Below are 14437 nucleotides of genomic sequence, written 5' to 3'. Positions count from 1 at the left end.
TTTCTCTCGAATGAAACGATTCCTCGCCTCCCTGGCCCTCGGCGTGGGCCTGTCCAGCTTCGTGATGACGACCGGCGCCTCGGCGCAGGCGCTGACGCCGCCCGAGATCGCGGCGCGCAACTTTGTCCTGCTGGACCTGACGACCCACCAGACGCTCGCCGAGCGCGACGCGGACACGCCGCAGGATCCCGCCTCGCTGACCAAGCTGATGACGGCCTACGTCGTCTTCGACGCGCTCAAGGCCAAGCGCCTGACGCTCGATCAGACGCTGACCGTGTCCAAGCGCGCCTGGGACGAGCGCAAGGGCGACCCGTCGCTGATGTTCATCGACACGACGATGACGCCCAAGGTCGATGAGCTGCTGCGCGGCATGATCATCCAGTCGGGCAACGACGCTTCGGTGGCGCTGGCCGAAGGCGTGGGCGGCACCGTCGAGCAGTTCGTCGCGATGATGAACAAGCAGGCCCAGGCCTGGGGCCTGAAGAACACCTCGTTCAAGAACGTCACCGGCATCACCGAGCCGGGCCACAAGACGAGCGCCCGCGACATCGCGGTCATCTTCTCGCACGTGATCCAGGACTATCCGCAGTACTACGCGGACTACTACTCCAAGCGCGAATACACCTTCAACAAGATCCGCCAGTCCAACCGCAACATGCTGCTGGGCCGCGATCCGTCGGTGGACGGCGGCAAGACCGGCTACACCGATGCGGCCGGCTACTGCCTGGCGGCCAGCGCGCAGCGCGACGTGCCCAACGGCAAGCGCCGCCTGCTGAGCGTGGTGATGGGCACGGCCTCGAAGGAGGCCCGCGCGACCGAAAGCCAGAAGCTGCTGAACTGGGGCTACTCGGCCTTCGACGCGGTGCGCCTGTTCGAGAAGAACCAGCCGATCACCACGGTCAAGGTCTGGAAGGGCGCGTTGCCGGAAGCCAAGCTGGGCGCGGCCGACGCGGTCTTCGTCGCGGTGCCGCGCGGCGAGGGCGGCAAGCTCAAGACCGACATCCAGCGCACCGATCCGCTGGTCGCGCCGCTGGCGCTGAACCAGCGCGTGGGCACGCTGAAGGTGACGACCTCGGGCGGCGCGCCGGTGGCCGAGGTGCCGCTGGTCGTGCAGCAGGAGGTGCCGCTGGCCGGCATCTTCGGCCGCGCCTGGGACGCGATCCGGCTCTGGATCAAGTAAGCCCTTTCGCCTGCGGCAGGCCGGCAGGCCGACAGGCCAAGGCCCCTCGCTTGCCGGGGTTGGCCTGCCGGGCCGGCGGCGTACAGTCGGTGGCTGCGGCGTGACCACACTGCGGGAGCCACCGATGACCATGCCTTGGGCCGATCTTCCCTGCTACCTGAACGGCCACCTGGGCCGCCTCGGCGATGCCCGGGTGCCGGTGATGGACCGGGGATTCCTCTTCGGCGACGGCGTCTACGAGTCGATCCCCGTCTACGCGGGCCGGCTGTTCCGCGTCGACGATCACCTGGACCGGCTCGGCCGCAGCCTGAAAGCGTTGCGCATCGAGGATCCCTACGAGCGCGAAGCCTGGCTGGACCTGTTCCACAGCCTGGTGGCGCATCTGCCGGAGGTCGAGGACCAGATGATCTATCTGCAGGTCACGCGCGGCGTCGCCGCGCGCGGCCATGCGATGCCCAAGGACCTGGAGCCGACGGTGCTCGCGTACACGCAGCCCTTGCTCGCGCTGACGCCGGAGCAGCGCCATCAAGGCCTGATCTGCGTGACGGCGCGGGACTTCCGCTGGCAGCGCGGCGACATCAAGAGCATCTCGCTGCTGGGCAACGTGCTGGCGCGGCAGACGGCCGCTGATCAAGGCGCCGACGAGACGGTGCTGATCCGCGACGGCTACGTGACCGAAGGCTCCAGCAGCAATGTCTGGATCGTGCGCGACGGCGCGCTGCTGACGCCGCCGCCGGGCGAGACGCTGCTCGAAGGCATCCGTGTGCGGCTGCTCAAGGAGCTCTGCGAGGAACTCGGCATCGCCTGCAACCAGCGCCCGATCGCGGAGACCGAGCTGAGCACCGCCGACGAGATCCTGCTGACCTCCGCGAGCAAGGAGGTCGCGCCGGTCACCCGGCTCGACCACGAACAGGTCGGCCATGGCGCGCTGCGCGGCAAGCCGGGCCCGGTCTACGCGAAGCTCCACGAGGCCTACCAACGGGCCAAGGTCTTGCAAAGCCGCTGACCGACTCCATTTGAATTTCCCATCATGACCAGCTTCAACAACGCCCCGATCCCGCCCGAGCAATCGCTCATCGAGTACCCGTCGCAGTTCCCCATCAAGGTGATGGGCGCGCAGGTGGACGGTTTCGTCGAGGCGATCGTCAGCGTCGCGCAGCAGTTCGATCCGGCGTTCGACGCGGCGACCGTGGAGACCCGCCCGAGCTCGGGCGGCAAGTACCTGGGCGTGACCATCACCGTCACGGCGACCAGCCGAGAGCAGCTCGACGAGCTCTATCGCACGCTGACCACGCACCCGATGGTGAAGGTCGTCCTGTAAACAGGAGCGGTCGGACCGCGTCAGGTCCGATAGCGCCGGCTCAGACTGAGCCGGCGTCGGCCGCGAGCGCCGCGTCGACCGCCTTGAGCTTGTACGGCGCCGCCTCGTCTCCGTTGCGCGCCGCGATGTCGTACCAGTAGCGCGCCAGACGCAGGTCGCGATCGACGCCCAGCCCCGACTCGTACATCGACGCGATCAGGTACTGCGCGCCCACGTCGCCGCCCTTGGCGGCTTCGCGGTACCACTGCGCCGCCTGCGGAAAGTCCTTGCCGGCACCACGTCCCAGATAGAACGCCGTGGCCACCGCCACCTGCGCATCGACGCTGCCGTGTTCCGCCGCCTTCAGGTACCAGGATTGGGCCTGGACCAGATCGCGCTTGCCGTCCTCGCCCTGCTCGTGGAACTGGCCCAACGCCAGCTCGGCGCGGACGAGGCCGCGACCGGCCGCGCGCAACAGCAGTTGCCGGGCGAGCTTGGGATCAGGTCTCGGCACTTCCGCGCGCAGATGCATCATCGCGAGGTTGTAGTCGCCGAGCGCGAGGCCCTGCTGCGACAGCGCACGGAACTGCTTCTCCGCGGCCGGAAGATCGCCGCGTTCGTACGTAGCGAGCGCCTGTTCCAGCGTGACGCCGGCGGCGAAGGCAGAGCCGCCCAGCAACGCGAGGCAGCAGACCGCGAGCGCGATGGCGAGCCCGGGGAGGACCGTGATGTGACGCGGCATGGCGCGGCTCCTGAATGTCCCGATGCCGACGATGCTAGGGCCATCACGGCTAGCATGCCGGAATGCTGATCAAGACCCTGGGCCGCGTCGACTATGCGGCCACGCTGGACGCGATGCGCGCCTTCACCGAGACGCGCGGTCCGGAGACCCCGGACGAGCTCTGGCTCTGCGAATTCGACCCCGTCTACACCCAAGGCCTGGCCGGTCAGGCGGACAACGTCCTGGACCCGCAGGGCATCCCCGTCGTGCAGACCAACCGCGGCGGCCAGGTGACGTACCACGGCCCCGGGCAGGTGGTCGCCTATCCGCTGGTGGACCTGAAGCGGCTGGGGATCTTCGTCAAGGAATACGTCTTCCGCCTGGAGACGGCCGTGATCCAGACGCTGGAAGGCGTGGGTGTGACGGGCCACCGGGTGGCCGGCGCGCCCGGCATCTACGTGCGGCTGGACGACCCCGGGGCGCATGCCGCCCTGACCGGACCGGCCGATCCGGCGGATCCGTTCCGCGGCCTGGGCAAGGTCGCGGCGCTGGGGATCAAGATCAGCCGGCACTGCACGTATCACGGCGTCGCGCTGAATGTCGCGATGGACCTGAAGCCCTTCCTGGGCATCCATCCGTGCGGATACGCAGGGCTTCAGACGGTGGACCTCGGTACACTCGGGGTTTTCACGGACTGGGCCACGGTGGCCCAGCGGTTCGGAGAGCGGCTCGCCGCGCAGCTCCAACCCTGAGGCCCGGCACACGGCAACCGAGAGAACGCCTGATGGCAACCGAGAACGTCACCCACGAAGCCAAGAGCGCGTCCGACTACGACGCGACCGCCAAGCAGAAGGCGCAAGCCAAGACGGCGCGGATCCCGATCAAGATCATTCCGGCGGAACAGCTGAAGAAGCCGGACTGGATCCGGGTGAAGGCCGGATCGCCGTCGACGCGTTTCTACGAGATCAAGCAGATCCTGCGCGAGCACAAGCTGCACACGGTCTGCGAGGAAGCGTCCTGCCCCAACATCGGCGAGTGCTTCGGCAAGGGCACGGCGACCTTCATGATCATGGGCGACAAGTGCACGCGGCGCTGCCCGTTCTGCGACGTCGGCCACGGCCGGCCGGATCCGCTGGACGTGGACGAGCCGCTGAACCTGGCCAAGACGATCGCGGCGCTGAAGCTGAACTACGTGGTGATCACCAGCGTGGACCGCGACGACCTGCGCGACGGCGGTGCCGGCCACTTCGCCGAGTGCATCCGCAAGGTGCGCGAGCTGAGCCCGCGCACGCAGATCGAGGTGCTGGTGCCGGACTTCCGCGGCCGCATGGACCGCGCGCTGGACATCCTGAAGGCCGCGCCGCCGGACGTGATGAACCACAACCTGGAGACCGCGCCGCGCCTGTACAAGGAAGCGCGTCCGGGCTCGGACTACCAGTTCAGCCTGAACCTGCTGAAGCGCTTCAAGGAAGCGGTGCCGGGCGTGCCGACCAAGAGCGGCATCATGGTCGGCCTGGGCGAGACCGACGAGGAGATCCTCCAGGTCATGCGCGACATGCGTGAGCACAACATCGACATGCTGACGATCGGGCAATACCTGGCGCCGTCGGGCCACCACCTGCCGGTGCGCCGCTATGTGCACCCGGACACCTTCAAGATGTTCGAGGAAGAGGCCTACAAGATGGGCTTCACGCACGCGGCGGTCGGCGCGATGGTGCGCTCCAGCTACCACGCGGACCAGCAGGCGCATGCCGCGCTGGAGAAGGTGGAAGCGGAGAAGGCGTCGGCGGCTTGATGGCTCTGATCGCCTGAGCGATCGACCACACATGGACGGCCCTTCGGGGCCGTTTTGCATGGTCCCTCGACCCGGTGCATGACTTTCGTTGAGGCGTCGAGGCGGCCTCTACAAACGGCGCTTCTTCCTCCGGCCTTGCGCGCATCGCGCCTTCCGCTTCCCATGCACAAGATCTCGAGCGCGCCGAAGCGCGCATTGGCCGGCGCGATGCTGCTGGCGTGGATGGCGGTCGCTCCGGCGATCGCGCAAGCCTCCCGCGATCCGCAATCGAAGGCTCGCCCCGCGGCCGCGAAGGCCAGCACCACCTTCCGCGGCCTCATGACGCTCGACGTCGATCTCACCGACACCCGCCGTCGGATCGTGACGATCCAGCAGCGCATCCCCGTGCAGAGAGCAGGCGAGATGACGCTGCTCTATCCGCAGTGGGAGACGGGCAGCCACGCGCCCTCGATTTCCGCGCACCGCCTGGCGGGCCTGGTCGTCGAGGCCGACGGCAGGACGCTGGCGTGGCGGCGCGATCCGGCGCGGGTCCACGCCTTCCGCGTCGTCGTGCCCGCGGGTGCGCAAGCGCTCGATCTGAGCTTCCAATACCTGGCGCCGCTCAGCCGGGATCCCTCGGCGACGATCGTCGACGGCTTCGTCGGGGTCTACTGGAATCGGATGCTGATGTACCCGTCGGGCTGGAAGGCCAGCGACCTGCCGGTGCAGGCGGCGATCAAGCTGCCCGCAGGGATGGTTCCGGCGACCGCCTTGTCCGGTGCGGTCGACGGTGACCGGTTCCGCTTCGAGCCGGTGTCGCTCGATCGTCTGATCGATTCGCCGGTGTTCGCGTCTCGCCACGTGGTCACGCGGGAGATCATCGGCGGCGCGCGTCCCGTGCGCGCGAACTGGCTCGCCGTGGACGCTGACGTGGTGAGGAACGTCGACCGCTTCGACGGCAAGATGCAAGCGGTCCAACGCGAGACGGAAGCGATCTTTGGCGTGCCGCCGTTCAAACGCTACGACTACCTGATCGCGCTCGACGACCGCCTGCCCGGTCCCGGCGGCATCGAGCATGCCGACTCGGGCGAGGTCGTGCTGCCTGCGAATCTGTTCTCCGAGCCGGCGGAGTCGACCTCCTTCATCGACGTCATTCCGCACGAGCTCATCCATGCTTGGAACGGCCTGTGGCGCGTGCCGGTGGACATGGCCGTCGCCACGCCGAACGAGCCGTTCACCGGCACGCTGCTGTGGGTCTACGAAGGCCAGACGGAGTTCTGGTCGCGCGTCGTCGCGGCGCGTTCGGGACTGCGCACGGTCGAGCAGACGCTAGGGGCGATCGCGCTGGATGCGGCCATCGTCCAACACCGCGCGGGGCGCCAGTGGAAGTCGCTCGCGGACAGCGCCAACGATCCGCTGATCCAGGACGGGACCGTGTACTGGCGCGACTGGCAGCGACGCGAGGACTACTACATCGAGGGCGTGCTGTTCTGGCTCGACATCGACGCGCGTCTGCGCCGATGCAGCCACGGCGCACGGGGCCTGGACGATTTCGCCACGCGCTTCTTCAGCGCGGCCGACCAGAAGCCGGGCGAACGGCAGCGGCCCTATTCGGAGGCCGATGTCGTCGCGACGCTCGATCACGTCTGCCCCGGGCCCTGGGCAGGGACGCTGCGCAGGAAGCTCGATACCCACGATGACGACGGCGTTCTCGACGGTCTCGTCGCGCACGGCTGGCGTCTGGTGTTCCGCGAGACGCCGACCGATTACTTCCGCCTCTACGAGGCCAGCGAAGGCGTGCTCGATCTGACGTGGTCGGTGGGCATGACGGTGACGAAGGACGGACGGGTGAAGGCGGCGACGTGGAACGGACCGGCCTTCCGAGCGGGCATCGTGCCCGGCACACGCCTGAAGATCGTCAACGATGAACCCTACAGCGCGGAACGCCTCACGACCGCGATCGCCGCGGCCGCCAAGCAGGGTGACCTGCGGCTGGGCATCCAGGTCGACGGGAAGCAGGAGACCGTGACGGTCGATGCTTCCCAGGGCCTGCGCTATCCGGCGCTGGAACGCATCGAAGGCACGCAGGATTTGTTGTCGACGCTGCTCGCGCCGCGCGCACCCTGATCAGGCCGGCGTCCAGCGACCGGCGACGTTCTTCAGCAGCAGGTTGATCGCCGCCAGTTGGCGGTTGCGCACTGAGAGCAGCGACGCCTCCGCGTTGAAAGCGCTGTTCTGCGCGGTCGTGACGTCCAGGAAGGACACCGTGCCCGCACGGTACTGGTCCGTCACCAGCTCCAGGTTGCGCTGCGCGGCGTCGAGCGCCTCCTGCTGCAGCCGCGCTTCCTCGCGCAGGTGGTCGGTGAGGATCAGGTTGTCCTCGACCTCCTGCAGCGCCGTCAGCACCGTCTGGCGATAGGTCGAGGTCGCGACCTCGGCGCTCGTGCGCGCCTGCGCGCTCGCCAGCTTGCGCTGGCCGCCGTCGAAGATCGCCTGCGCCAGCGACGGGCCCAGCGACCAGAAGAGGTTGGGCGCCGACAGCAGATCGCTCAGCGTGCTGTTGCGATAACCGGCGCTGCCCGACAAGGTCAGCGAGGGGAAGTACGCCGCGTCCGCGACGCCGATCTGCGAGTACGCCGCCGCCACGCGCCGCTGCGCGGCGGCGATGTCGGGCCGGCGCTCCAGCAGCTGCGAGGGCAGCATCTCAGGCACCGCCGGCGGCTTCGGCAAGGTGGCGCTCTTGCTCAGGTCCAGCGCCGACGGCGGCAGTCCCAGCAGCACCGCGATCGCGTGCTCCAGCTGGCCGCGCGTGGAGCGCGTCTCCAGCAGTTGCGCTTCCGCCGAACGCAGCTGCGTCTGCGCCTGCAGCACGTCGCTGCGCGCGGCGACGCCGCTCTGATAGCGCGCCTGCGTCAGGTCGAGGAAGCGCTGATAAGACTTCACGCTGCGGTCGTACAAGGCTTCCTGCGCTTCCGCGGTCCGCAGCGAGAAGTAGGTCTGCGCCAGCGTTGCCTGCGCGCTCAGGCGCGCCGCGGCGAGGTCGTCGGCGCTGGCCTGCAGCGAGGCGTTCGCGCCTTCGCTCGCGAGGCGCAGCCGGCCCCAGAGGTCGGGTTCCCAGCTCGCGTTCAGCGAGGCCTGGACGCTGTTGGTCGGTCCGCGGTTGATCGAGCCGTTGGTGACGTTGCCGTCAGGGCTCTTGCTGCGCGTGCCCGAGAAGCCGGCGGACAGCGTGGGGAAGAAGGCCGAGCGGCTGGCCTCCAGCGCGGCGCGGGCGCCTTCCACCTGCGCGACCGCCGCCTTCAGGTTCTCGTTGCCGATCACCAGCCGATGCTGCAGGTCGTTGAGGACCGGGTCGTCGAACAGCGTCCACCACTGCTCGGGCACCGGCTCGGCGGCGGCGGGGCGCGCCTGCTTCCAGAGCGCGTCCTCCTTGAATTGCGCCGGCGCCGCGACCGGCGCGGGCGGATCGACGCGCGTCACCGCGCAGCCGTTCATCAAGGCGATCAGCGCGGTCAACGCCGCGGCTGTCGCGACGGTGTTGAGGGCCGTGCGCGGGCGTGCGGCGGAGATGGAGGAAGCGTTCTTCATCATCGGGGTCTGCATGTCGCTCTGCATGTCTGTCTGCATGTTTCAGCCCTGCAGGGTCGGAGCCGCTGGCGGCTCGGGATTCATCGGGGGCGCGGCGTCTGATGCGCCGCCGGCCTTGGCGGCGCGCTTGGCCGCGCGGCGCTTCATCACGCGCTGGCGCAGCCGTTCCATCGTCACGAAGACGACCGGGGTCGTGTACAGCGTGAGCACCTGGCTCAGGATCAGACCGCCGACGATGGCGATGCCCAGTGGCTTGCGCAGCTCGGCGCCGTCGCCGCTTCCGAGCGCGAGCGGCACCGCGCCGAAGATCGCCGCGAAGGTCGTCATCAGGATCGGGCGCAGCCGCAGCTTGGCGGCACGGAAGATCGCAGCGCCCGCCGTCAGGTGCGCCGTCGTGCGCTGCCGCGCGATGGCGAAGTCGATCATCATGATCGCGGTCTTCTTGACGATGCCGATCAGCAGGATCACGCCGATCAACGCGATGATGGAGAACTCCGTGTTGAACATCATCAGCGCCAGCAGCGCGCCCACGCCGGCCGACGGCAGCGTCGAAAGGATGGTCACCGGATGCACCAGGCTCTCGTAGAGCATGCCCAGCACGAGGTAGATCGCGATGATGGCCGCGCCGATCAGGATGGGCTGCGACTTCAGCGCGTCCTGGAAGGCGTTGGCGGTGCCCGCGAAGGTGCCGCGCACCGACACCGGCACGCCCAGCTCCGACATCGCGTTGTTGATCGCGTCCGTGGCCTGCGACAGCGACACGCCCTCGGGCAGGTTGAAGCTGATCGTCGACGCCGGCGACCCGCTCTGGTGATTCACCGACAGCGGCGTGTTGGTCGTCTCGAAGCGGCTGAAGGCCGACAGCGGCACCTGCGCGCCGGCGCTGCTGGTGACGTAGAGCTTGCGCAGCGTCTCCGGCCCCTGCAGGTACTGGGGCGCCAGCTCCATCACCACGCGGTACTGGTTCAACGGGTTGTAGATGACGCCGACCTGTCGCTGGCCGAAGGCGTTGTTCAGCGTCGTGTCGATGGTGCTCACCGTCACGCCCAGCCGGGCCGCCGCGTCGCGGTCGATGACGAGCGAGGTCTGCACGCCTTTGTCCTGCTGGTCGGTGTTGACGTCGGTCAGGTCCGGCAGCTGCGACAGCGCGTTGCGCACGCGCGGCTCCCATTCGCGCAGGACTTCCAGGTCGTCCGCCTGCAGCGTGAACTGGTACTGCGCGTTGGCCTGCCGGCCGCCGATGCGGATGTCCTGCACCGGCACCATGAAGAGGTTGGCGCCGGGCTCATGCGCCATCTTGTCGCGCAGCCGGTTCACGACCTGGTCGGCCGAGACCTTGCGTTCCTTCAGCGGCTTGAGCGTGATGTAGAAGTTGGCGCCATTGCGCTGCCCGCCGCCGGTGTTGCCGTTGACGTTCTCCACCGCCGGATCGGACAGGATGATCTCCATGAAGCGGTCGACCCGCTTGCGCATCATCTCGAAGGAGCTGCCCTGGTCCGCCTGCACGCCGCCGATCAGCACGCCGGTGTCCTGCTGCGGGAAGAAGGTCTTGGGGATCGCGCCGTAGAGGTGCACGTTCAGCGCGACCACCGCGACGAGCGACAGCAGCGCCACCGGCTGGTGCCGCAGCGTCCACATCAGCGAGCGCCGGTACCCGCGCGCCAGTCCGCGATTGAAGCGGCCGGCGGCATGAGCGAACCAGCCCTTGCGCTTCTTCGCCGCGCCGGGCTCGGGCTCCTTGCGCGGCTTGAGCACGCGCGAGGCCATCATCGGCGTCGTCGTCAGCGACACGATCATCGACACCAGGATGGAGGCCGACAGCACGACCGCGAATTCGCGGAACAGCCGCCCGACGACGCCGCCCATCAGCAGGATGGGGATGAACACCGCCACCAGCGACAGGCTGATCGAGATCACCGTGAAGCCGATCTCGCGAGCACCGCGCAGCGCGGCCTCCACGGGTTCGAGGCCTTGCTCGATGTAGCGGGTGATGTTCTCCAGCACGACGATCGCGTCGTCGACGACGAAACCGGTGGCCACCGTCAGCGCCATCGCCGACAGGTTGTCCAGGCTGTAGCCGCACAGGTACATCACGCCGAAGGTGCCGGCCAGCGACACCGGCACGGCCACCGCGGGCAGCAGCGTTGCGCGCCAGCTGCGCAGGAACAGCAGCACCACCAGGATGACCAGGCCGACGGCGATCGCCATCGCGCGCTGCACCTCGTCCAGCGAGGCGCGGATGGTCGGCGTGCGGTCGCTGATGACCTTGAGGTCGATCGCCGGCGGGATCGAGGCCTGCAGGCGCGGCAGCAGCTCACGCACGTGCTGGACCGTCTCGATGATGTTGGCGCCCGGCTCCTTCTGAATGAACAGCAGAATCGCCGGCTGGCCGTTGGAGGCGCCGTAGTTGCGCACGTCCTGGACCGAGTCGCTCACGTCCGCCACGTCGCGCAGCCGCAGCGCGGCGCCGTCGCGGTAGGAGAGCACCACGGGCGCGTACTCGGAGGCGGTGCGCGCCTGGTCGTTCGCGCCGACCTGCCAGTAGCGGCCGGACTGCTCGACCGCGCCCTTGGGCCGGTTGGCGTTGGTGTTCGTGATGGCCTGGCGCACCTGGTCCAGCGAGATGCCGTTGGCCGCCAGTTTGTCCGGGTTGAGCTCGACCCGCACCGCCGGCAGCGCGCCGCCGCCGACGTTGACCTGCCCGACGCCGCCCACCTGCGCCAGCCGCTGCGCCAGCACCGTCGAGGCGGTGTCGTACATCTGCCCGCGCGTCAGCGTCTGCGAGGTCAGCGCCAGGATCATGATCGGCGCGTCGGCCGGGTTGACCTTGCGGTAGGTCGGGTTGCTCGGCATGCCGGTGGGCAGCAGCGTGCGTGCCGCGTTGATCGCGGCCTGCACGTCGCGCGCGGCGCCGTCGATGTCGCGGCTCAGGTCGAACTGCAGCGTGACGTTGCTCGATCCGAGCGCGGAGCGCGAGGTGATCTCGGTGACGCCGGCGATGCTGCCCAGCGCGCGCTCCAGCGGCGTCGCGACGGTCGCGGCCATGGTGTCCGGGCTCGCGCCCGGCAGCGAGGCGGACACCGAGATCGTCGGGAAGTCCACCTGCGGCAGCGGCGCGATCGGCAGGAAGTGATAGCCGAGCATCCCCGCCAGCGCGATGCCGATGGTGATCAGCGTCGTCGCGACCGGCCTCGCGATGAACGGCGCCGAAATGTTCATCGCAGATCTCCGCCCGGACCGATCGGACCCGCCGGATCGGCGATCTGCGGTGCGTCGGGACCACGGCGTTCCTCGGCGGCACGCGTCTCGCGCTTCACGCCGCGGCGCTCGCGCCAGCGCTGCGCCATGCGCGCGAAGCCGAGGTAGATCACCGGCGTCGTGAACAGCGTCAGCAGCTGGCTCACGATCAGGCCGCCGACCATGGTCACGCCCAGCGGATGCCGCAGCTCATGGCCGACGCCGGTGCCCAGCATCAGCGGCAGCGCGCCCAGCAGCGCGGCCATCGTCGTCATCAGGATCGGGCGGAAGCGCAGCAGCGAGGCCTGGTGGATCGCGGCGCGCGGTTCGAGCCCCTGTTCCCGTTCGGCTTCGAGCGCGAAGTCGATCATCATGATCGCGTTCTTCTTCACGATGCCGATCAGCAGCACGATGCCGATGATCGCGATGATCCCCAGGTCCAGCCCGCCGAGCAGCAGCGCCAGCAGCGCGCCGACGCCAGCCGACGGCAGCGTCGACAGGATGGTGACCGGGTGGATGTAGCTCTCGTAGAGCACGCCCAGCACGATGTACATCGTGACCACCGCCGCCAGGATCAGGAACAGCGTGCTCGACAGCGAGTTGCTGAAGGCCTCCGCCGCGCCCTGGAAGCTGGTTTCGACGCTGATCGGCAGGTCGAGCTCCGCCTGCGCCGTCTTGATCGCCTTGACGGCGTCGCCCAGGGCGACGCCGGGCGGCAGGTTGAACGAGATCGTCGCGGCCGGGAACTGCGCCACGTGGTTGATCGCCAGCGCCGCCGGGCGCTCGATGATCTGCGCGACCGAGTTCAGCGGCACCTGCACCGAGCTCGTCGAGGCCGTGCCGGAGGCGCCGGTCGTCGTCGTGCTGCCGGGCACGTACAGGCCTTCGAGCGCGCGCGGTCCGCTGCGGAACTCCGGCGCCGCCTCGAGCACGACGCGGTACTGGCTGGACTGCGTGTAGATCGTCGAGATCAGCCGCTGGCCGAAGGCGTTGTAGAGCGCGGTGTCGATCGCCGCGATCGTCACGCCGAGCCGGCCTGCCGCTTCGCGGTCGATCTGCACCCAGGCCTGCAGACCCTGGTTCTGCAGGTCGCTGGCGACGTCGGCCAGTTGCGGCAGCGCCTTGAGCCGCTCCAGCAACTGGTCGTTGGCCTTCTGCAGGTCGCCGGAGTCCGGCGAACTCAGCAGGAACTGGTACTGCGTCTTGGACACGCGGTCCTCGATGGTCAGGTCCTGCACCGGCTGCATGTAAGCGGTGATGCCCGGCACTTGCCGGTTCGCGTCGCCCAGCCGCGCGATGATTTCCGTCGCCGACGCGTGACGCGACGCGAAGGGCTTCAGCGTGATCTGCATGCGGCCGGTGTTCAGCGAGGCATTGGCGCCGTCGACGCCGATGAAGGACGCGATGTGGTCGACGTCGGGATCCTTCAGGAAGACTTCTGCCAGCTTCTGCTGGCGCTCGCTCATCGCGTCGAACGAGGTGCTCTGCGTCGCTTCGGTGATGACCTGCAGCAGGCCGGTGTCCTGCACCGGGAAGAAGCCCTTGGGCACGACGACGTACAGCAGCGCGGTCAGCGCCAGCGTGCCGAAGAAGCCCAGCAGCGTCAGCACCGGGCGGTCCAGCACCCAGTCCAGACCGCGGCCGTAGGCCTGGATCATGGCCTCGAACTTCTCGCCGAACCAGGTGCCCAGTCGCGAGTGCTTCTGCTCCACTTCGGGCTTGAGCAGCCGCGCGCTCATCATCGGCGTCAACGTTAGCGAGACGAAGGCCGAGATCAGGATGGACACCGCCAGCGTGATCGCGAACTCGTGGAACAGCCGGCCGACGACGTCGCCCATGAAGAGCAGCGGGATCAGCACCGCGATCAGCGAGACCGTCAGGGAGATGATGGTGAAGCCGATCTGCTTCGATCCCTTGATGGCGGCCTCCATCGGCGAGTCGCCTTCCTCGACATAGCGGGCGATGTTCTCGATCATCACGATCGCGTCGTCGACGACGAAGCCGGTCGAGATGGTCAGCGCCATCAGCGTCAGGTTGTTGATCGAGAAGCCGGCGAGGTACATCACGCCGAAGGTGCCGATCAGCGACAGCGGCACCGCGACGCTGGGGATCAGCGTGGCGCTGCCGCTGCGCAGGAACAGGAAGATCACCGCGACGACCAGCACGATCGCGAGCAGCAGCTCGATCTCGGTGTCGTCGACCGAGGCGCGGATGGTCGTCGTGCGGTCGGACAGAATCTGCACGTCGACGGACGCCGGCAGCGTGCCTTGCAGCTTGGGCAGCAGCGCCTTCACGCGGTCGACCGTCTGGATCACGTTCGCGCCGGGCTGGCGCTGCACGTTCAGGATCACGCCGGGCGTGGTGTCGGCCCAGGCCGCGAGACGCAGGTTCTCGGCGTCGTCGACGATCTCCGCGACGTCGCTCAGCCGCAGCGGGTTGCCGTTCTTCCAGGCAATGATCAGATCCTGGTACTCGGCGGCTGATTTCAATTGGTCGTTGGCGTCGATGGTCGAGGCCCGCTGCGCGCCGTCGAAGCTGCCCTTGGCCTGGTTGACGTTGGATGCCGCGATCGAGGTACGAACATCATCCAGCGCGACACCTGTCGCCGCCAGCGCCTTGGGGTTCACCTGGATGCGC

General features: G+C 68.5%; 10 protein-coding genes. 6 read left to right on the top strand and 4 right to left on the bottom strand.

What is annotated here, in order from left to right:
* The first annotated feature begins 10 nt into the window (after positions 1-10).
* The 3 genes from VF536_RS18255 to VF536_RS18245 all read left to right on the top strand — a co-directional run bounded on the left by VF536_RS18255 (position 11) and on the right by VF536_RS18245 (position 2501).
* Positions 11-1180 carry a D-alanyl-D-alanine carboxypeptidase family protein gene (locus VF536_RS18255; protein ID WP_414710408.1) on the top strand — a complete coding sequence of 390 codons (1170 nt, stop codon included), beginning with the start codon at positions 11-13 and terminating at the stop codon, positions 1178-1180.
* 124 nt (positions 1181-1304) lie between these two features.
* Entirely contained in the window at positions 1305-2186 is an 882-nt protein-coding gene (locus VF536_RS18250) for a D-amino acid aminotransferase (RefSeq protein ID WP_331616285.1), read from the top strand.
* A gap of 24 nt (positions 2187-2210) precedes the next feature.
* Positions 2211-2501 carry a DUF493 family protein gene (locus VF536_RS18245; RefSeq protein ID WP_067281461.1) on the top strand — a complete coding sequence of 97 codons (291 nt, stop codon included), beginning with the start codon at positions 2211-2213 and terminating at the stop codon, positions 2499-2501.
* A gap of 40 nt (positions 2502-2541) precedes the next feature.
* On the opposite strand, the gene VF536_RS18240 is transcribed toward VF536_RS18245, so the two are convergent.
* Entirely contained in the window at positions 2542-3222 is a 681-nt protein-coding gene (locus VF536_RS18240; protein WP_331616284.1) for a tetratricopeptide repeat protein, read from the bottom strand.
* A 62-nt stretch (positions 3223-3284) separates the two neighbouring features.
* Between VF536_RS18240 and lipB the strand changes: the two genes are divergently transcribed.
* The 3 genes from lipB to VF536_RS18225 all read left to right on the top strand — a co-directional run bounded on the left by lipB (position 3285) and on the right by VF536_RS18225 (position 7102).
* Positions 3285-3953 (top strand): lipoyl(octanoyl) transferase LipB, encoded by a 669-nt coding sequence (lipB, locus tag VF536_RS18235; protein WP_331616283.1) that lies wholly within the window; start codon positions 3285-3287, stop codon positions 3951-3953.
* Between the two features lie 32 nt (positions 3954-3985).
* Complete coding sequence (gene lipA / locus VF536_RS18230) at positions 3986-4996, top strand: lipoyl synthase (protein ID WP_331616281.1); 1011 nt, start codon at positions 3986-3988, stop codon at positions 4994-4996.
* 162 nt (positions 4997-5158) lie between these two features.
* Complete coding sequence (locus VF536_RS18225) at positions 5159-7102, top strand: hypothetical protein (RefSeq protein ID WP_331616280.1); 1944 nt, start codon at positions 5159-5161, stop codon at positions 7100-7102.
* Here VF536_RS18225 and VF536_RS18220 read toward each other — a convergent pair whose 3' ends face one another.
* From VF536_RS18220 to VF536_RS18210, 3 genes are all read right to left on the bottom strand, one after another.
* Entirely contained in the window at positions 7103-8590 is a 1488-nt protein-coding gene (locus VF536_RS18220; RefSeq protein ID WP_331616279.1) for an efflux transporter outer membrane subunit, read from the bottom strand.
* Positions 8591-8605: 15 nt separating this feature from the next.
* Entirely contained in the window at positions 8606-11782 is a 3177-nt protein-coding gene (locus VF536_RS18215) for a multidrug efflux RND transporter permease subunit (protein WP_331616277.1), read from the bottom strand.
* On the bottom strand, positions 11779-14437 hold a 2659-nt coding region (locus VF536_RS18210; RefSeq protein ID WP_331616276.1), incomplete at its 5' end, for an efflux RND transporter permease subunit. The genes VF536_RS18215 and VF536_RS18210, both read right to left, overlap by 4 nt.

The sequence above is a fragment of the Roseateles sp. genome, assembly GCF_036486225.1.
Taxonomy (GTDB): domain Bacteria; phylum Pseudomonadota; class Gammaproteobacteria; order Burkholderiales; family Burkholderiaceae_C; genus Roseateles.
This window is presented reverse-complemented; position numbering and strand designations above follow the sequence as displayed.